Annotated in this window: 21 protein-coding genes, 1 pseudogene and 2 riboswitches; of the genes and pseudogenes, 10 read left to right on the top strand and 12 right to left on the bottom strand. The window is 62.6% G+C overall.

The window, feature by feature from the left end; genetic code table 11:
* Positions 1 to 20: 20 nt before the first annotated feature.
* Positions 21 to 524, bottom strand: coding sequence for a GNAT family N-acetyltransferase (locus tag ABIB45_RS18750; RefSeq protein ID WP_354217350.1), 504 nt, complete (start codon positions 522 to 524; stop codon positions 21 to 23).
* A gap of 194 nt (positions 525 to 718) precedes the next feature.
* Between ABIB45_RS18750 and ABIB45_RS18745 the strand changes: the two genes are divergently transcribed.
* Genes ABIB45_RS18745 through ABIB45_RS18730 form a run of 4 tightly spaced genes read left to right on the top strand, consistent with a single transcriptional unit; the run spans position 719 to position 3,532 of the window.
* Entirely contained in the window at positions 719 to 1,333 is a 615-nt protein-coding gene (locus ABIB45_RS18745) for a recombinase family protein (protein WP_354217349.1), read from the top strand.
* Positions 1,334 to 1,339: 6 nt separating this feature from the next.
* Positions 1,340 to 1,864 (top strand): helix-turn-helix domain-containing protein, encoded by a 525-nt coding sequence (locus ABIB45_RS18740; protein ID WP_354217412.1) that lies wholly within the window; start codon positions 1,340 to 1,342, stop codon positions 1,862 to 1,864.
* A complete protein-coding gene (locus tag ABIB45_RS18735; RefSeq protein WP_354217348.1) occupies positions 1,857 to 2,723 on the top strand; it encodes a TnsB C-terminal domain-containing protein in 867 nt (288 codons plus the stop codon). The genes ABIB45_RS18740 and ABIB45_RS18735 overlap by 8 nt, the downstream gene beginning before the upstream one ends.
* Positions 2,720 to 3,532, top strand: a complete 813-nt coding sequence (locus ABIB45_RS18730) for an AAA family ATPase (protein ID WP_354217347.1) — start codon at positions 2,720 to 2,722, stop codon at positions 3,530 to 3,532. Before ABIB45_RS18735 ends, ABIB45_RS18730 begins: the two co-directional genes overlap by 4 nt.
* Positions 3,533 to 3,981: 449 nt before the next feature.
* Here ABIB45_RS18730 and ABIB45_RS18725 read toward each other — a convergent pair.
* Positions 3,982 to 5,228 (bottom strand): annotated as a pseudogene (locus ABIB45_RS18725) (IS256 family transposase).
* Positions 5,229 to 6,017: 789 nt separating this feature from the next.
* The gene (locus ABIB45_RS18720; RefSeq protein WP_354217346.1) at positions 6,018 to 6,326 is read right to left on the bottom strand and encodes a recombinase family protein; all 309 of its coding nucleotides are present in this window, start codon (positions 6,324 to 6,326) and stop codon (positions 6,018 to 6,020) included.
* Between ABIB45_RS18720 and ABIB45_RS18715 the strand changes: the two genes are divergently transcribed.
* The 3 genes from ABIB45_RS18715 (at position 6,249) to ABIB45_RS18705 (ending at position 9,075) form a co-directional block, all read left to right on the top strand.
* Positions 6,249 to 6,614 (top strand): bifunctional hydroxymethylpyrimidine kinase/phosphomethylpyrimidine kinase, encoded by a 366-nt coding sequence (locus ABIB45_RS18715; protein ID WP_354217345.1) that lies wholly within the window; start codon positions 6,249 to 6,251, stop codon positions 6,612 to 6,614. The genes ABIB45_RS18720 and ABIB45_RS18715 overlap by 78 nt on opposite strands.
* A gap of 209 nt (positions 6,615 to 6,823) precedes the next feature.
* Positions 6,824 to 6,926: riboswitch (TPP riboswitch) on the top strand.
* Positions 6,927 to 6,982: 56 nt separating this feature from the next.
* Positions 6,983 to 7,747: a 3-oxoacyl-ACP reductase gene (locus ABIB45_RS18710; RefSeq protein WP_354217344.1), complete on the top strand. Its 765-nt coding sequence runs from the start codon at positions 6,983 to 6,985 to the stop codon at positions 7,745 to 7,747.
* Between the two features lie 11 nt (positions 7,748 to 7,758).
* Complete coding sequence (locus ABIB45_RS18705; protein ID WP_354217343.1) at positions 7,759 to 9,075, top strand: LLM class flavin-dependent oxidoreductase; 1,317 nt, start codon at positions 7,759 to 7,761, stop codon at positions 9,073 to 9,075.
* A 164-nt stretch (positions 9,076 to 9,239) separates the two neighbouring features.
* Here ABIB45_RS18705 and ABIB45_RS18700 read toward each other — a convergent pair whose 3' ends face one another.
* From ABIB45_RS18700 to ABIB45_RS18660, 9 genes are all read right to left on the bottom strand, one after another.
* Positions 9,240 to 10,067 carry an ABC transporter ATP-binding protein gene (locus ABIB45_RS18700; protein WP_354217342.1) on the bottom strand — a complete coding sequence of 276 codons (828 nt, stop codon included), beginning with the start codon at positions 10,065 to 10,067 and terminating at the stop codon, positions 9,240 to 9,242.
* Entirely contained in the window at positions 10,060 to 10,809 is a 750-nt protein-coding gene (locus ABIB45_RS18695) for an ABC transporter permease (protein WP_354217341.1), read from the bottom strand. The genes ABIB45_RS18700 and ABIB45_RS18695 overlap by 8 nt, the downstream gene beginning before the upstream one ends.
* 162 nt (positions 10,810 to 10,971) lie before the next feature.
* A complete protein-coding gene (locus tag ABIB45_RS18690) occupies positions 10,972 to 12,021 on the bottom strand; it encodes an ABC transporter substrate-binding protein (RefSeq protein ID WP_354217340.1) in 1,050 nt (349 codons plus the stop codon).
* 163 nt (positions 12,022 to 12,184) lie between these two features.
* Complete coding sequence (gene thiE, locus ABIB45_RS18685) at positions 12,185 to 12,847, bottom strand: thiamine phosphate synthase (RefSeq protein WP_354217339.1); 663 nt, start codon at positions 12,845 to 12,847, stop codon at positions 12,185 to 12,187.
* Positions 12,844 to 13,647 carry a hydroxyethylthiazole kinase gene (gene thiM, locus ABIB45_RS18680; RefSeq protein WP_354217338.1) on the bottom strand — a complete coding sequence of 268 codons (804 nt, stop codon included), beginning with the start codon at positions 13,645 to 13,647 and terminating at the stop codon, positions 12,844 to 12,846. Before thiM ends, thiE begins: the two co-directional genes overlap by 4 nt.
* A riboswitch (TPP riboswitch) is annotated at positions 13,639 to 13,735 on the bottom strand. Its footprint overlaps the gene before it by 9 nt.
* A 9-nt stretch (positions 13,736 to 13,744) precedes the next feature.
* Complete coding sequence (locus tag ABIB45_RS18675; RefSeq protein ID WP_354217337.1) at positions 13,745 to 13,978, bottom strand: hypothetical protein; 234 nt, start codon at positions 13,976 to 13,978, stop codon at positions 13,745 to 13,747.
* Complete coding sequence (locus tag ABIB45_RS18670; RefSeq protein WP_354217336.1) at positions 13,975 to 14,304, bottom strand: hypothetical protein; 330 nt, start codon at positions 14,302 to 14,304, stop codon at positions 13,975 to 13,977. Before ABIB45_RS18670 ends, ABIB45_RS18675 begins: the two co-directional genes overlap by 4 nt.
* Before the next feature lie 94 nt (positions 14,305 to 14,398).
* Positions 14,399 to 14,557: a hypothetical protein gene (locus ABIB45_RS18665; protein WP_354217335.1), complete on the bottom strand. Its 159-nt coding sequence runs from the start codon at positions 14,555 to 14,557 to the stop codon at positions 14,399 to 14,401.
* Positions 14,558 to 14,703: 146 nt separating this feature from the next.
* Entirely contained in the window at positions 14,704 to 15,003 is a 300-nt protein-coding gene (locus tag ABIB45_RS18660; protein WP_354217334.1) for a hypothetical protein, read from the bottom strand.
* A 215-nt stretch (positions 15,004 to 15,218) separates the two neighbouring features.
* On the opposite strand from ABIB45_RS18660, the gene ABIB45_RS18655 reads away from it, so the two are divergent.
* The 3 genes from ABIB45_RS18655 (at position 15,219) to ABIB45_RS18645 (ending at position 16,941) form a co-directional block, all read left to right on the top strand.
* A complete protein-coding gene (locus ABIB45_RS18655) occupies positions 15,219 to 16,304 on the top strand; it encodes a DUF8462 domain-containing protein (RefSeq protein WP_354217333.1) in 1,086 nt (361 codons plus the stop codon).
* A gap of 71 nt (positions 16,305 to 16,375) precedes the next feature.
* Entirely contained in the window at positions 16,376 to 16,651 is a 276-nt protein-coding gene (locus ABIB45_RS18650; protein ID WP_354217332.1) for a type II toxin-antitoxin system Phd/YefM family antitoxin, read from the top strand.
* Positions 16,648 to 16,941: a type II toxin-antitoxin system RelE family toxin gene (locus tag ABIB45_RS18645; RefSeq protein ID WP_354217331.1), complete on the top strand. Its 294-nt coding sequence runs from the start codon at positions 16,648 to 16,650 to the stop codon at positions 16,939 to 16,941. The genes ABIB45_RS18650 and ABIB45_RS18645 overlap by 4 nt, the downstream gene beginning before the upstream one ends.
* Positions 16,942 to 17,081 lie beyond the last annotated feature (140 nt).

The raw sequence follows: 17,081 nt of genomic DNA, 5'->3' as shown, positions 1-17,081 counted from the left end.
GCGGGCGGCCTGGGACGTGTCTACAGCTGCATGCTCAGCACTGTTCGGACGGGGATGTTCCCGTCTCGATCATCAGCTACGCGGTGCATTCCCACTTTCTCAGCTACCCGCTCAGAAGCTCGGTTATCCGGATGGATGATAGCTATCAGTTCGGTGGCTTCAATATGTTCTCGGGCGTAGTCGCGACAAGCAGTGGCTGCTTCCGTCGCGTACCCCTGGCCGTGCAGGTCGGAACTCACGTGGTACCCGACCTCAAGCTTCTGCGCGCCGTTCACTTGCTGCCAGGTCAGCCCGCAGTCGCCTATGAACTCTCCGTCATGCGTCTCGATAATCCACAGGCCGTACCCGTGCTCCGCGTAGTTCTCCAGGTTCCAATGAATCCAGCTTGCTGCTTCTCCCTGAGACTTGGGTGCAGGGTAGAAGCGCATCACCTCGGGGTCTCCGAGCAACGCGGTCATGTTGTCGAGGTCGGCATCAGTCATCTCACGGAACTGCAATCGATCAGTCGGTTGTGGCGTTAGCATCCAATGACTCTATTTCCAGTGCATGCCTAAGGCCCGCAAACCGATCCCCTTGCGGGCCGCGGGGTGACAAATAACGCTGCGAAAAGACCGCCATTTATCGCTGAGATTCACAGCCTGCACCGTTTCGGCCCTTCCCGTGTCTCAGGAACTCGTCTCGACGAAAACTGTCTTGAGTCACTCCACTCCCGGACTTTATGAGGCAAAATGGCCAGGTGAGACATCTCGGATACACGCGCGTGAGTACATCGAGTCAGGACGCTCAGCTGCAGCTCGATGCGCTGGTCGCGGCCGGGGTTCAAAAACGCGATGTGTTCGCCGATGTCACCTCCGGAAGCCGGACCGCAATTGAGCGGCCCGGAATGAAGAGGTTGCTCGCTTACGCCGAGCCTGGAGACACTGTGGTTGTGTGGCGGGTGGACCGTTTGGGCCGGTCCCTGGTCGATGTCCTGAACACGGTGAACGTGCTGCGTGAGCGCGGTGTTCATGTCCGTTCCATTTCGGACGGTATCGACCCTGCCACTTCCACAGGCCGGCTGATGCTGAATATGCTCGCCACTCTCGCTGAATACGAACGCGAACTCATCATTGAGCGAGTCAACGCCGGCATCGCGGCGGCAAGGCAGAGCGGCACACGCTTTGGCCGGCCAGCGTCCGATCCACTGGTCATCGCGGACAAGCTGGCCATTGCCCAGGACGCCCGCGCGAAGGGGCGCACCGCTGAAGACGCGGCCCGCCTCGTGGGCTGGAGCCGGGCAACGCTCTACCGCCACCAGCAAGCCCTCGCTGCACGCCAGGGCCACAAGGTGTAGGCACTCCTGGACGGCGATGAGCGTTGGCAGGTTCTTCGACTTCACGTTGAGGACCGGATTCCGCTTGCGACCCTCGCCCTCGAGATGGGCGTCAGTCCTCGCACACTTCAACGCTGGCATCAGCTCTATCGCGCCGGGGGCGCCGGCGCCCTCGACCCTCAACCACGGGCCAACACGGGCACCCGGCGCACAGACTCAGCGATGGTCACCTTCATCGAAGGCCTCGCGCTGACGAAGCCCCGCCCGAGCATGGCTACCCTGCACCGACTCACCGCCGCAGTAGCACACCAACGGGGCAACCGGGCACCCAGTTACGCCACCGTCCGTGACAATGTCCAAGCTCTCGACCCTGCCCTCGTCGCGCTCGCCCTCGAAGGCCCCTCGTCGTATCGGGACCGACACGAACTGGTGCTGCGTCGGCGGGGGCCGACCGCCCGAACCGGATCTGGCAGGCAGATCACACTGAACTCGACATCCTTATCAGCGGGGCAATGGAAAACCCGAACGACCCTGGCTAACGACGGTGATTGATGACTATTCCCGGGCCCTTTGCGGCTACATGGTCTTCACCGGCGCGCCTTCGGCCCTGAACACAGCCCTCGCACTCCGGCAAGCGATCTGGCGCAAGAGCGACCCGAGTTGGGCGATGTGCGGCATTCCCGACATCCTGCACGTGGATCACGGGTCAGATTTCACCAGCCACCACCTTGAACGCACAGCCGTCGCACTTCATATCCGCATCATCCACTCAACGGTGGCCAGGCCCCAAGGCAGGGGAAAGATCGAGCGCTTCTTCGGAACCGTCAACACGGAATTACTCTCTACGCTCCCCGGGCAACTCGGACCGGGCAAACTCCTACCGAAGCTCGACCTCCCCGGCTTGGACCAAGCCATTGGTAGTTTCATCGCTGACTACAACGCCCGAACCCACCGCGAGATTGGCACCTCACCCCGGGACGCATGGATCGCTGACGGTTGGCTGCCACGGATGCCCGAGAGCTTGGACGAACTCGACGGGCTCCTTCTGACCGTTCCCAAAAACCGAACCGTGCAACGCGACGGCATCCATTTCCAGGGCCAGCGGTATCTCGCGCCCACTCTCGCTCCCTTCGTCGGGCACACCGTGACCATCCGCTACGACTCCCGAGACGTCTCCGAAATCCGGGTCTACGAGAACGACACCTTCGTATGCGTCGCCATCGATGAAGCCCACCCCAATCTCCGCCTCAGCCTCCGCGACATTGAAGCCGCGCGTAGAGCCCGCCGACGCGAGCTGCGCCGCGCCATCAACGAACGCATACCGGCTCTCGCTGACCGCGAGGAACCCCGGCAGAGCAGTCCAGCACCGCGCCGGCGTCGGTTGCGCACCTACGAAGAGGACGAACCATGAACAAGGACTTCATCATCACCAAAGAGCACCGGCGCTTCACCGAATTCGCCAACGCCGTCCGCAAGGAGCAGACCATCGGCATCTGCCATGGTGACGCCGGCGTGGGCAAGACCCAATCAGCACGTCGGTACGCGAACTGGGACGCTCTCGAGCCCTACATCACAGAATGGGGCCCGCGGGGCGACCACGACGCCAAGCACTACGCCCTCGCCAACCGCTCCCGCACCGTCTTCTACACACCTGAAGTGCTCCCCAGACCAAAGGACCTCATGCACGAGATCGACCACTTGCAAATCAGAATCGGCATCTGCGCAGACGAACACCAACGCCTCATCGGCAAGATCACCGGAGTCCATGTCGGCAATACCAACAAATGGGTCGAACTTCTGATCATCGACGAGGCCGAACGACTCACGCCAACGGCCCTGGAACTCCTCAGAGACAAACACGACCGCACCCAAATCGCGATCATTCTGATCGGCATGCCAGGCATCGACCAACGCTTCCGCCACTACCCGCAGCTCTACAGCCGCCTGGGCTTCTCGCACCGATACCTTGCCCTTGGGCGGGATGAACTCCTCTTTGTCCTGGACCGACACTGGAAACGCCTCAACCACACCCTGGACCCTGACGATTTCACCGATGCCCAAGCCATCGCCGCAATCGAACGAATCACCCGCGGCAACTTCCGACTCCTCGAACGCCTCTTCCCTCAAATCCAGAGAGTACTCAAAATCAATCAACTCGAGACCATCACTGACGACGACGTCGTCGAAGCCGCCGCAAGCATCCTTGTCATCGGCAACTAGCGACATGGAACGATCAAAAAAGGCCGCCACAAAGCGGTCAAATCCACAGGCATCGAAATGTGTCGATGACCAGTCTTGCAACCCTGGGGTTGAGAGACGACCTGAAGTGTAGCGTTCGGGGCTCGCGGATGCTCCGGGCAGTTTCGCGGGCGAGTCTCTACCCGCGAGGGTCGTGCTCATCAGCGGCGACAAGTCCTAAACCCTTACTGCTGTTTCCACTCGTCTGCTGCCTTCACCTGTCCAGGGGATCGCCGGTGGGACGGACGATGTTGAACGAGTCCATCACCACGGTGCGCGCAAGGCACTAGGGTCATCACTTGCAGGGTCTCCACGGCGAGATCGGCTATATACCGCCGGTAGAAGCCGAAACCATTTTCTGCTCAAATCTGCCGGTTACGTCCCGCTGAGTGGTGGAGTTTGCCTCGACACCGTGCGGGTCAGTTCTCTGATTATGCTGCAGTGAGTTCGGGGAGCAAAATCGCCTCCTCTACGGGTTCGGCGGGTGCCGTATTCATGGCCTTGAGTTCGGCCATGGAGGCCTCGGAGAGGTAGCGGCGGTCTCCGGCTTCCCACTCGTCATGTTGCTCGACGAGAACCGCGCCGGCGAGCCGCAGGAGCGCTGCCGGGTTGGGGAAGACCCCGACGACGTCGGTTCGTCTTTTGATCTCTTTATTGACCCGCTCCATGGGATTCGTGGACCAGATCTGGCGCCAGTGCCTGGCCGGGAACCCGGCGAATGCGAGGACGTCGTCGCGGGCGTCGCCGAGCATCGCGGCGACCTTCGGATGCGATTTGTGCAGCATCCGGGTCACCTCATCGAACTGGGTGTTCACGTGCCCGGTATCGGGCTGGGCGAAGGCGGTGCGGATGATCGAGGCGACCATCTCCTGGGACCCCTTCGGCACGGTCGAGAGCACGTTACGCATGAAGTGGACCGGCAGCGCTGCCATGCCGTGCCCTGGAATACCGTCCCGATGGCTTTCTTCAGGCCGCTGTGGGCGTCGGAGATCACCAACTGCACCCCGTCCAGCCCGCGGGCCTTCAGCGACCGCAGGAACGCGGTCCAGAATCCCTCGTTCTCGCTGTCGCCGACGTCGAAGCCCAGGACTTCCCGCCGCCCGTCCGCGGCCACGCCGAAGGCGACCACGACCGCCTGGGACACCACACGGTGCCCGACGCGGGCCTTGCAGTAGGTTGCGTCCAGGAACACGTACGGGTAGTCCATGGCGGAGAGGTCCCGGTCCCGGAACGCACCGACCTCATGGTCCAGGTCCTCGCAGATCCGGGAAACTTCGGACTTGGAAATCCCGGTGTCGGCCCCGAGCGCCTTGACCAGATCGTCGACCTTGCGGGTGGAGACCCCGTGCAGGTAGGCCTCCATCACGACCGCGTACAGGGCCTGGTCCACGCGGCGGCGCCGCTCGAGCAGGGCCGGGAAAAACGACCCGTTCCGAAGCTTGGGGATCTTCAGGTTCAGGTCCCCGGCGGTGGTCGTCAACGTCCTGGGCCGGGACCCGTTGCGTTGGGTGGTGCGTGCCTCGGAGCGTTGGAACGGGGCGGCGCCGATGAACGCGGTCGCCTCGGCCTCGATGAGCTGCTGGTACAGCGTTTCGGTCGCGGTGCGGATCCGGTCGGAGACATCGGTGAGTTTCAGTTGTCCAAGAAGGTCGAGCAGGGCAGACTGGTCTGGAGCCATCGTGTGTTTGTGTCCTTTGTGAGTTCTTTGATCGGTACTCACTGACCATCGCACGATGGCTCTTCACGTCGGAAATCCGATGCTCAGAAGCCGGGAACTACACCACTCCACGGGACGTAACCAATCTGCCCACCATCAAAACGATGGAACGGGTCTAACAAACCCTCCACCAAACCCGGGGCTTGACAGTTCAATAGCCAAGACGGCACTCCCGATCCGAGATCACGAAGACGACTTCGTAACAGGAAAGCTAACGGCGTCACGGTAGGTTGTCAACGCTCTGGGGGTGGTCCCCGGCCAGGGCGCGGTTTCCGCCCACTAGGCTCAATTGACAGTGACATTCTCACAGTCGGTTCCCGTGCGGGCGGTCGATTCCTTCTCCTGATCCGACGCGGTGTCTCGAAACCTCTGTGTCTTGAAACGGGCGGATTCAAGACGGCGCAAAGCCTGGGCGGCGACACCGAGCGATCACAGAACACCGCCACGAATATTCATCCGCGCACTGTGCCGAATGTTGACAGTGTGATGGGCGACTGTGGGGGATTGTCCCATCAGGAGTGTTCCGGTTTCAAGGAACTGAGACGGCCGGTCAGCGGCCTCGAAATAAATACGACACGCCATCCGATTCCTTTGCATTGTGAATGGCAGCGATATCTGGCGTCGTTCTGTCAGCGCAACGTGGCGGTCCAGCTCAGTGCTCAGTGCTTTTCCGTGGCCGCGGCCATCATCATCGCGGGTGTCCGGCAAGAGTGCCCCGCAGAAACGTAAATCGCGGGCCACGCACCCATTTCAGCCGTCTGTGGCGTCGCATTTGGTCCTCATCAGACCAGTTCGTTGCTTCCTATGCTGAGGTAGCGGTACGGGTGTTGCGCCCCCAGCTTGGTCCAGCTTCCAGACCACCACCTCGTCACCGTCCCGCAGGTGATCCCGCATCTTGTCCAGTTCGGGCCGGCTGGCGCTCGTTCCGCTCACGCCGTGACCGGTGAAGATCCGGTGGCAGCCGGCGGCATTCAACCCCGCATGCTGCCTGACGGCTGGCCGGGAACCGGGAGTTTTACGAGGGTCACTGCCCGGCGGGTGGAGACGGCCAATACTCATGGGACGGGATGCTCCATGTCCTCCGCCATGGCGACCCTGCAGGTGCGCTTTGGTGATTGGACAGAGGCCTTGACGGTGACCAAAGCGTGGCTGCAGGACAGTCTGCTTCATGCCTGGGAACTGCAGGTCGGTTCAGGCGCAGGTCCGATCCATCATTTTCACCAGTTATGGAACCCAACCGTTCCTGTCCCGGGTGAGCACCCGGTCCCGGGGCCTTCCCCGGGGTACCGGGCTCTGACGGTTCCGACGCTGCCGCACCAACGTTGCACCTCTGAGGGGGCGCTGTAGGTTGATGCGGACATTGGAGGTGTCTATTTTGGTGGTTTTAAGGGCCGTCCGGTCCACCCGGGGGAGACCGGTGCCCGCAGGTACGGGAGGCCCGGCGGTCGCGCCGTGGTGTCCGGCACGACAGCCGTTTGGGAATCAGGTCGGGCAGGGCACGGCGGCAGCACGGGCAGGTGAGGGCGCTGGTTTGGCCGGGGGTGGGTATAATCGGTCCCAGTGACACGGGGTGCCGGGCGGCTTGTTGGCCCGGCTGAGATGACACCCGTTGAACCTGATCTAGTTGACACTAGCGAAGGGATGTCCTGCAACGGTTCGCACGGTCCTGGCGCCCGGATCGCATCCTTTCGCCTTATCCGAAGGTGAAGAAACTGATGGAACTGGCAAAACAAATCGTTCTTGTGACCGGCGGTGGCCGCGGTCTGGGCAGCAATATTGTGCAGGCGTTCGCGGCCCGGGGGGCGCGGGTGGTCATCAATTATCGCCGCAGCGCCGAAGCCGCCGGGGAACTGGCCGCCGGTTATGGCCCTGAGCACGCTGTTGCACTGCAGGCTGACGTCACCGACTCCGGTCAGGTGTCGGTGATGCTGGAGCAGGCCCGGGCCCATTTCGGTTCCGCCGTCACCACTGTGGTCAATAATGCGCTGGCCGATTTCTCGTTTAACGGCGATGCCCGCTCCGGCGCCGGGGATATTTCATGGGCGGATTTTGAGGCACAATTCGGCGGCAGTGTCCGGGGGGCTTTGAACACGACCCAGCAGGCTTGGGAGGGGATGCGTGGCCACGGGTTTGGGCGCATCATCAACGTCGGGACCAATCTGTTCCAGAACCCGGTGGTCCCGTACCACGACTACACCGCGGCCAAGGCCGCCCTGCTGTCATTGACCCGCACCATGGCCAAGGATCTGGGGCAGCACAATATTGCCGTGAACATGGTCTCCGGCGGCCTGCTGCGCACCACCGATGCCAGCGCCGCAACGCCGGAGGAGGTCTTTGACTACATTGCCGCTTCGACCCCCCTGGGTAAGGTCACCACCCCGGCCGAGTTCGCCGATGCCATCTTGTTTTTCGCCTCGCCCTGGGCGCGGTCGGTTACCGGGCAGAACCTGGTGGTCGACGGCGGACTGGTCATGGACTAGGCGGCCTCGCGATGAACGGGAAACGGCAACTGCATCTGAACGCTTTCCTGCTGGGAGCCGGCCACCACGGTGCTGCCTGGCGGCGGCCCGGATCGCCGCTGGAGCAGCTCGGAGAGATTGGTTACTATGAGCGGCTCGCACAAAGCGCCGAACGCGGCCTTTTCGATGCCGTGTTCTTCGCCGACGGGCAGTCCGCCGGTGACGTCGGCGCCGGTCCGAGATGGTTTCTGGAACCGTTGACCGCGCTGGCGGCCATGGCCCGGGCAACGGAAAACATCGGGCTTATCAGCACCGTCTCGGCCACCTTTTATTCCCCTTTTCATGCCGCCCGGATGCTCGCCTCCCTGGATCACATCAGTGCCGGACGTATCGGGGCGAACGTGGTCACGTCCATGTTCGATGCTGAAGCCCGCAATCATGGTCTGGAAGCGATGCCCGACCACGCGCAGCGCTATGGCCGCGCCGCAGAGTTCATTGAGGTAGCGCTGGGGTTGTGGGACTCATGGGCTGATGATGCGCTGGTTCGGGACAGAGCCCGGTTCTATGCCGATCCGGCCCTGGTCAGGCCGTTGCATCATGAGGGCGACCACTTCCGGGTGGAGGGGCCCTTAAACGTGCCCCGGGGCCCACAGGGACGCCCCGTGCTGTTCCAGGCCGGTGCTTCCGGGGCCGGCCGGGATCTTGCCGCCCGGTACGCGGAAGGGATTTACGCCGTTGCCTACGATCTTCCCAGCGCCCAGGCCTACTATGCGGATATGAAACAGCGGATCGCTGCGGCCGGGCGTAATCCGGGGAAGGTAGCGATCATGCCCGGATTGGTGACGTATGTGGGCTCCACCGAGGCCGAAGCCCGGGCCAAACAGGACCGGGGGGATACGCTGCTGCCCACCGGAGAATCCCTGACACGGCTGGGCACGTTCGTGCAGCAGGACTGTACAGGCTGGGAGCTGGACGCCCCCGTGCCGTCCCTGCCGTCGGCGGCAGAATTTACTGGGCCGCAGGGCCGTTATGCCACCATATTGCGCATTATTGAAACCGAACGTCCCACCGTGCGGCAGTTACTTGGGCGCCTGGCCGCAGGAGGGGGCCACTGCACAATGGTCGGCACGCCGGAGCAGATCGCTGACCAGATGGAGCTCTGGTTCCGCTCCGGGGGCGCTGACGGGTTCAACCTGATGCCCCCGCTGCTGCCCGACTCCCTGGACGAGTTCGTCGATGACGTCGTCCCTGTCCTCCAGCGCCGAGGACTCTTCCGCACCCGCTACACCGCCTCGACGCTGCGCGGGCATCTCGGGCTGGACCGCCCGGCTGTCGGCGCCCCTGCGTAAAAGCGCCACTACGGCATGGCGGCGGTTCCGATCATCCGATACCGTCCGCGACAGGGTTGCCACAAGCTGGTTCCCCTGACGACAAGGGGCTCCAAGCGGGCGTATTGGATAGCCTTCCGTCAGGAACGTCCCTCCTCCCTGGAGTCCTCTCGGGCTTTGTGCTTTCAGGCCCGAGGCCTTCCGTGGGCAGCATCCGTGGTGTCGTTGAGGTTGCCGGGCCGGTGAAGGGTTTCGAGGAGTTGCAGTTCGTAGTGGGCGAACCGGGCCGATGCCATCATCGACAGTTGACGTGGTCTGGGCAGGTCGATGGGGAGGTTTAGGCGCACGGAGGCGGGCCGGGGGCTGAGTACGACGACCCGGTCGGCCAGGTAGATCGCTTCACGGATGTCGTGGGTGATCAGGACCGCGGTCCAGGAGTTGTGGGACCAGACATCTTGAAGCCACGCCTGCATGTCGGTGCGGGTGAGGGAATCGAGGGCGCCGAAGGGCTCATCCAGTAATAGGACGTCACGGTCCTGGACGACCGTGCGCAGCAGGGCGGCCCTTTGCCGCATTCCTCCGGAGAGCTCGAAGGGATGCGAGTTCTCAAAACCGGCCAGCCCGAAGGCCGGGAAGAGGCTGGCGGCACGTGCCCGCGCGGTCTTTTTGCTTCCGCCGCAGACTTCCAGGCCCAGAGCGGTGTTCTGAAGGATAGTGCGCCAGGGAAAGAGGAGGTCTTTTTGCGGCATGTAGGCAAAGTGTTCACGTTCCCCGGTGACGGAGCGCCCATCGATGAGGATTTCGCCGTCGCGGGGTTTTTCCAGGCCGGCCATGATGTTGAAAAGGGTGCTCTTTCCGCATCCGCTGGGACCGATGATGGCAAGGAATTCTCCTTGTTGTGCGGAGAAATTGACGTTGTTGATGACAGGACGGGATTGTCCGTGGCCCAGCTCGAAGGATTTGTTAATTGCACGTACTTCGACCCTGGGTGCGGCAGCGGTGGGTTCAGACATGGCGGTTCCTGCGTTCCTTGGAGTGCCAGGGGATGATCAGCCGCTCGGCGGCGTAGGTCAGCAGGAACAGGCCCACACTAAGGAAGGCGGTGACTGCGACTGCTGCCAGTACGAGGTCGGTGCGGAACGAGTTTTTCATCGTGGCCATGTAGATACCCAGCCCTTCCCGCGAGCCAATGTACTCGGCGAAAATGGCGCCCGTAACAGCGTAGGCAATGCCGATCCGCAGGGCGGTGAAGAAGGAAGGAAGAGCCGATGGAAGGCGTACATAGACGAATTGCTTCCACCGGTTGGCGCCCATGCTGCGCAGCAGATTGCCCGCGTCACGGTCGGTGAGGTTGAAGCCGTCGATCAGGCCGACGGTCACCGGAAAGAACGTGACCAAAGCGATGACCATGATCTTTGGCATCAGACCGAAGCCGAACCAGATGATCATCAGCGGGGCAATCGCGATGATCGGTATGGTCTGGGATGCCACCAGCAGGGGCATCAGGGCCCGGCGAAGCCACGGTGAGAAGTCGATGACGACGGCAAGGACCCAGGCCAGGGTCAGGGAGACGGCGAAACCAAGAAAGGTTTCCTGCAGCGTCGGCACCGTGTTGGCCCAGATGATCTCGCGCGCCAACCAGCCTTGCTCCACGATCCGTTGCGGAGATGGAAGCACAGTTGGTTTCAGGCCGCCGGCAGCGACTGCGCCCTGCCAGGTTGCCAGGAGAGCGAGGACAATCACGGCCGGGGGCACAGCGGTGGTGAGCGTCCTGAACCGGCGGGGAGACCCCGTTTTCCGGGAGCGGCCCGCTTTTCCCCCACACCCCGCTCCGTCTCCCGGACCCCCACTCACAGCGTTGCCTTTCTGCCGTTACGGTCCCGCGGCCCGCGTCCGGGACAGGGGAGGGCGCGGGAGCTATTTGCCGGCCAGATACTCATCGGTGAACAACGCCATGGTGTCAAGGGGTTTGGAGAGGGGTTTGCCGCTTTCATCGGCCAGCAGGGCGTTCTTGTAGAGGAAATCCGCCAGCTGCTTCCACTGATCCGCTGTTTGAGTGCCGACCTGGCCGTTGGCGTCCTTCAGGTAGGAAGCACTCAGTTCTTCCTGGCTCTTGTAGACCAGCTGGTCGTTGGCGAAGATACCGGGGTTGGCGTCAACAAGTATTTTCGCGGCAGCGTCGGGGTCGGCTGCGGCATATTGGTATCCCTTTTGGAGGGCCTGGACGAACTTTTTGGTCACGTCCGGGTGTCCCTTGATCCATTCCCGGTTGCCTTCAATGATCACCGAATACTGGTCCGGCACGCCGTAGTCATGCAGGTTGAAAAACTTCATCGGAGTGCCGCGGAGGGAGGCGTCGATGCCTTCCCAGGTCTTGAAGGCTGAGGTGAAGTCGACCTTGCCGGCGTACAGGGCTTCGTAGGCGGACGTGCCCAGGGTGACGCGACCGAAGTTGCCTGTTCCGCCGGCGTTCCTGATGGCATCTGCGGCTTCGGTAGGGAACGTGGCACTGGGCCCGGCCGTGCCGAAGGTTTTACCATCGAGGTCTTTAGGGCTGGCAATGTCCTTCCGGCTGGCCAGGACGCCGATGGCTGTGGCATCGTGCTGGAGCACCGACATGACCGAGGTGTTGGCCACCCCCGCTGCTGCGGCGAACGTCGCCGTGTTTTGGAAGCTGATTCCGAAGTCCGCCGCACCCGAGTTGATGAGGGTGTCGGTGGAGGACTGGCTGTAGGGCAGTACCTGAACGTCGAGTCCGGCGGCGGCGAAATAGCCTTTGTTGAGCGCCACGTACAGCCCGGTGTGGTTCGTGTTGGGCGTCCAGTCCAGGGCGAAGGTAATGGGCGTGGTCCCGGAAGAAGCCGGAGTGGAATTTTCTCCCGCACCGGCGCAGGCTGACAGGGCTGCCATGGCGGTAAGGGTGAGGGCGCTGGCTGCGCCCACGAGTAAGCGTCGTCGTTTGTTCACGAGAAGTCCTTATCCCCGCGTATGCGGAGCGTTTGCTGGTGCCGGATAGATGGTGGGCCGGTTTTGCCGGGATTATCCGACCGCGCGGTGCCGCGATTTAGGAGCGGCGCCGGAACCGGAAATGGAGAGATGGCTGGGCGGGGTATGTAGGCGGTTGCGGTGTTCAGTGGGTCCATTCCTTGAGAAACTCTTTGGCGCTGCGGGCAGGGTTTTCGGCGGCACAGATGGCTGAGACCACGGCGATGCCGGCCGCTCCGGCGCGCCTCAATGCACTGACATCGGCCGGGGTTATGCCGCCGATTGCGACGCAGGGCAGCAGCGTAGCGGCAGCGATAGCGGCGAACCCCTCGATGCCCAAGGGCGCCGGATGGTCCGGCTTGGTCGACGTCGGACGGATCACGCCCACGCCCAGATAGTCCACCGTCCCTGAAGGCAGGGCGTGCAGCTGCGCGAGATGTTCGGCCGTGTTGGCGCTCAGCCCGATCAACGCGTCCTGGCCAACAATTGCCCGGACCTGGGGTGCCGGAAGATCGCTTTGACCGATATGGACGCCGTGGACAGCCGCACCGCCCGCCCGGGCGGCGAGAAAAACATCCACCCGGTCATCCACCAACACCGTGGCCCGGTCACCGACGGCATCCGCGGTACGCATCACCAGATCGTAGAACCGGGCGGCGCTGGCCGTTTTTTCCCGGATCTGTACCATTCGCACGCCTCCGGCAACGGCGGCGCTGACCGACTCCACCACTCCGCGTTCCCCGCACAACTTATCATCAGTGATCAGATAAATCCCCGGGGTGAAGCCAGCCCTGCCGGCGCCCGTCATGAGATAGCCACTCTGGACCGGATTATTTCGGCATCCACAGACTCCAGCGCATCCAGGAACGCGACCGCGAAACTGCCCGGGCCGCGGGCGCCGTCAGCGGCGATTTCGGCAGCGACGGTATACACCGCGGTGGCTGCAGCCGTCGCTGCCAGACGGTCGCCATCCACAGCCAAAAAAGCTGCGGTGACCGCACCCAGTGCACAGCCACCCCCGGTGACCAGGGTCAGATAAGGGTGGCCGTTACCGATCCGGATCACATCGATGCCATCAGTAATCAGATCAACGGCCCCGGAAACGGCCACGACGGAACCGTGAACACTGGCCAGGCGGCCGGCCGCTGCCAGCGCACTTTCGGGACTATCGACGGCATCAACACCACGGCCACCTGCCCCCAACCCAGCCAGTGCGATAACCTCTGAAGCGTTGCCCCGGATAGCGGTCGGGGCGTAAGAGAGCAGTTCACTGGCAAGGGCAGTACGCACCGGCAGGACACCGACCGCGACCGGGTCAAGAACCCAGGGAGTGCCTGCCTCCTGAGCGGCCGAGGCGGCTTCGACCATGGCGACCCGTTGCTCCGCGTGGGGAGTACCCACGTTGATCAGAACTCCGGAAGCTATCCGGGCAAACTGGCCGGCCTCGGTGGGGACATCAGCCATGGCTGGCGCCGCCCCGACGGCTAGAAGCACATTCGCGGTGAAGTTTGTCACAACCGCGTTGGTCAGACACTGCACCAATGGCCCTGTCTCCCGCAACCGGGCGAGCATCGTGCAGATATGGTCAGGTGTCAGGCGAACAGTCATCCGCAACATCCCTTCGCTAGTACGAACTAGATCAGGTTCAACGGGTCTTATCTCAGCCCTGTTGCCCAGGGCACCCCGTGTCACTCTAGAAAGCCTACTACCACACAGGCACAGGCGCGCACCAACCGGAGAACCGGGGGTTGCCGGGGAGGAACTGGAATCCCGGGCAGAAGGTGCCGTCGTCGATGAAGACGCGGACGAGCTGCTGCATCACGGGTTCGGGGTCTTCCATGAGCTCGGAGAGCCGGCGCCGTACCTGCCCGAGGGTTGGCAGCGTGTATTCTGGCCGAATCCCTGCCCACGTCTGATCGTTGAAGGGTTGGTCGTTCAATTTTCGGTTGTCTCGTCGCCGTCGCTGATGCTTTCGAGGAGCCAGTGCGGGGAGAGCGGGTTCCGGCGCAACGTGAAGGTCCGGAGGGCGGAGCCGGAAGTTCCCTGGCGGACCTGGACCCGCCAGTATTCGATGCTGACCAGGTCGCCGCTGTCGACGGCGGCTGTGCGGCGGGTGTCCCACCATGCGTCCCGTCCGTACCAATGCTGGGAGTCGGTGTCGGGGTCGACCAGCCAGATCTGGCCGTGGTTGCGGATGGCGAGGGGTTTGCCTGCCGGGTCGGTCCCGACCTGCAGGTCGTGGGTCTGGGGCCATACCCGGAACACGTTCGTGGCCTCTCCCCTGCATGGAACGCTCGCTTGACGAAAGATCGTTATCTGCGTTTCAAATGATGGTTTGACGGGGGAGTTAGCATGTCGATTAGCGCACGAACGGCGGGACGGAGGCGTCGTTGAATGGCTCGAACCAGTCCTGGACATTCATCGGTGCAAGGCCCAGTTGCATGTTCAGCGCGATATCGCCTTCGAAGCCGTCCATTGGGTTCTGGTACAGCATTTCACTGTCCGTGTCTTCGAGCATGTGTTGTTCAAGCAGGCCCCGCCAGCCGTCTGCTAGATCCAGGTCGTATAGATCCTGGCTGACTTCGACTTAGTCGACAAGGCAACGCTGCGCCAACTCCTGGGCGACGCATGACGGGCGTGTCCAGCCGCGGATCAGCGCCACGGTCATGTCCGCAGCAATAACCAAAACTGTTGGGCGAAGCGTGCGTCATATCTCTCCGCGTGTCTGGGTGGCAGTCCGGACAGGACGAAAGTATTGGCGATGTCCCGTCGATCGATCCGCTCACGGATCCGTAAGCCGGAAAGATCCTCGAAAAGCTGGTCTATCAGGACCACGGAAGCCTCCCACATGGCCCCGGCCAGAAGCTTAGCCTGGAGCAGGCTTCTGTCGCGCCGCTCCGGAATGATTGAATCCATCCAGTCGAGGTCATCAGGGTCCAGGTGGCTCCGCTGGTCCTCAGTCATATCCTCAAGGCGCGGTTCGAAACCTAACTGCTCCAAGCTCAGGGCCGGTCAGCCCCTCGCCGACGTGCAGCGCGTGCTCGAGACAGTTCTCTTCAGGAGTCATGGCCCGATGCTACCGCTGGACACCGCGCCTTGCTTAGCGTGAGGTGCCGGCATAGGGTGGACGAAGTTTCACCACTTTCACCAGTTTCACCTACTTTCACCCGGGAGATGCCGTGCAAAACCCCTTCAAGCCAACGGCCGGAGCCACGCCTCCAGTACTGGTCGGACGGGCAGGGCTGTTGGACGAGTTCGAGTACGGCCTGCAGCAAGGTTCCGGCGCGCCAGGGCTTTTGACTATCATCACGGGCTCCAGGGGCATCGGCAAGACGGTCATGTTGAGCGCGGCCGAAGAGATCGCCCGGGCACACGGGTGGGCCGTCATCTCCCGGACAGCCACGCCTGGATTCCTTGCCGGGATCGGCGATGACATGCTTCGCCTCCGCGACGAACTCGGGGATGGACAGCCGGCCCGGAAAATCACAGCCTTCTCCGCAGCAGGGTTCGGGTTAACGACCCAGCTCCCTCCGGAACGGGCCGCGGACTGGCGCCGGACCGGGAACGAACTGCTGCGCCTGCTGGACGCACAAGGCACCGGACTCGTCATCACCATTGACGAGATTCATGCCGTCGACAGGACGGAGATCTCGCAACTGGCCGCCGACGTCCAACACTTCATCCGCGACGGGCTGCCCATCGGCCTGATCTTCGCAGGCCTGCCATCGGCCGTGTCCGACCTCCTCAACGAAGGCGTTGCCACCTTCCTGCGACGCGCCGACAGGATCAACCTCCACGAAGCAGCCATCGCAGAAGTAACCGCGTCCTACAGGGATCTCTTCAGCGAGGGAGATATCAGCATCTCCCCCGACCTCATCGACAAAGCAGCCGGTGCCACCGAGGGGTATCCCTTCCTGATCCAACTCGTGGGCTACTACCTCTGGCTCGAAGCCGACAAGGCAGGGTGGAAACTGTACGAGAGCAGCGTTCACCGTGCTATCAGCGCCGCTCAGAGACGGAACACATTGGTGGTCGTTGAGTCAGCGCTCTCGGACATCTCTGACAAAGACCGCGAGTTCCTGGACGCGATGACCGCCCAGGACGGCCCGTCCGCGGCCGGGCAGATCGGCGCCATCCTCAAGGCCAAGCCCAACCTCGTGTCCAAGTACCGGAAAAGGCTTATCGCTGCGGGCCTCATTGAGTCCGCGGGCTATGGCAAAGTCGACTTCGCAATCCCCGGGCTCCGCCAATACCTCCGTGAATAGTTGACAGAATCTTCATTATCGGCTGAAAGTAAGGCTACTGAAAGGCCTGATATTAGGCTATAGTTCTGAGCATGAGAACGGTACCGCTTAGCGAGGCGAAGGACAAGCTGTCCGCCCTTGTTGAGGAAGCAGACGCGACGCACGAGATCATCCAGATCACCCGGCACGGTCACCCGGCAGCGGTGCTGATGTCCGCCGATGACCTGGAATCACTGCAGGAAACCATCCACTGGCTCTCACGGCCAGGCATCCGCGAAGACCTTGACCAGGCCAGACGCGAAATCGCGGACGGAAACACGACTAGCGGCGCAGACCTGCGCCGTGAATTCGGGCTCCCGCCGAGGTGACCGAGGCAGACTCCACCGGCCCCGCACCATGGAACGTCGAGGTCACCAGCCCGGCACTGAAGGGATTCCGGCGGCTGCCGGAGAAAGCAGCAACCGCGATCGTCGAATTCGTAACCGGCGCACTGGCGGAAAATCCCCACCGGCTGAGCAAACCCCTCTCGAACGAACTCCTGGGCCTGCGCACCGCACGGCGCGGCGACTACAGGGTCCTGTTCACGCTCGACATCGAAGAGCACATCCTGTACGTCCACCGCATCGAACACCGATCCGACGTCTACAAGCCCCGCTAGCCGAACTCTCCGGGGAGTTCCCGCTGGCGGGAACTCCCCGGACTCAGCCTTGATCCACCGATGAGGTTGGGATCGGGTCCGGCGTTTTAAACACGAAATGCCCGTCTTTTGGGGGAAAATATGGCTTACCACAGTCAAAA

The organism is Arthrobacter sp. UYCo732 (assembly GCF_040547265.1).
Lineage (GTDB): Bacteria > Actinomycetota > Actinomycetes > Actinomycetales > Micrococcaceae > Arthrobacter.
The sequence above is the reverse complement of the archived record's forward strand: the minus strand, read 5'-3'. Positions and strand labels throughout refer to the sequence as shown.

What these genes read in the sequence shown, in the direction of transcription:
- ABIB45_RS18665 (WP_354217335.1), bottom strand. Translation starts at nt 14,557, where the DNA reads ATGCTCGAAGACACGGACAGTGAAATGCTGTACCAGAACCCAATGGAC.
- ABIB45_RS18710 (WP_354217344.1), top strand. Translation starts at nt 6,983, where the DNA reads ATGGAACTGGCAAAACAAATCGTTCTTGTGACCGGCGGTGGCCGCGGT.
- ABIB45_RS18705 (WP_354217343.1), top strand. Translation starts at nt 7,759, where the DNA reads ATGAACGGGAAACGGCAACTGCATCTGAACGCTTTCCTGCTGGGAGCC.
- thiM (WP_354217338.1), bottom strand. Translation starts at nt 13,647, where the DNA reads ATGACTGTTCGCCTGACACCTGACCATATCTGCACGATGCTCGCCCGG.
- ABIB45_RS18660 (WP_354217334.1), bottom strand. Translation starts at nt 15,003, where the DNA reads ATGACTGAGGACCAGCGGAGCCACCTGGACCCTGATGACCTCGACTGG.
- ABIB45_RS18750 (WP_354217350.1), bottom strand. Translation starts at nt 524, where the DNA reads ATGCTAACGCCACAACCGACTGATCGATTGCAGTTCCGTGAGATGACT.
- ABIB45_RS18650 (WP_354217332.1), top strand. Translation starts at nt 16,376, where the DNA reads ATGAGAACGGTACCGCTTAGCGAGGCGAAGGACAAGCTGTCCGCCCTT.
- ABIB45_RS18745 (WP_354217349.1), top strand. Translation starts at nt 719, where the DNA reads ATGAGGCAAAATGGCCAGGTGAGACATCTCGGATACACGCGCGTGAGT.
- ABIB45_RS18720 (WP_354217346.1), bottom strand. Translation starts at nt 6,326, where the DNA reads ATGAGTATTGGCCGTCTCCACCCGCCGGGCAGTGACCCTCGTAAAACT.
- ABIB45_RS18730 (WP_354217347.1), top strand. Translation starts at nt 2,720, where the DNA reads ATGAACAAGGACTTCATCATCACCAAAGAGCACCGGCGCTTCACCGAA.
- thiE (WP_354217339.1), bottom strand. Translation starts at nt 12,847, where the DNA reads ATGACGGGCGCCGGCAGGGCTGGCTTCACCCCGGGGATTTATCTGATC.
- ABIB45_RS18700 (WP_354217342.1), bottom strand. Translation starts at nt 10,067, where the DNA reads ATGTCTGAACCCACCGCTGCCGCACCCAGGGTCGAAGTACGTGCAATT.
- ABIB45_RS18715 (WP_354217345.1), top strand. Translation starts at nt 6,249, where the DNA reads ATGCTGCCTGACGGCTGGCCGGGAACCGGGAGTTTTACGAGGGTCACT.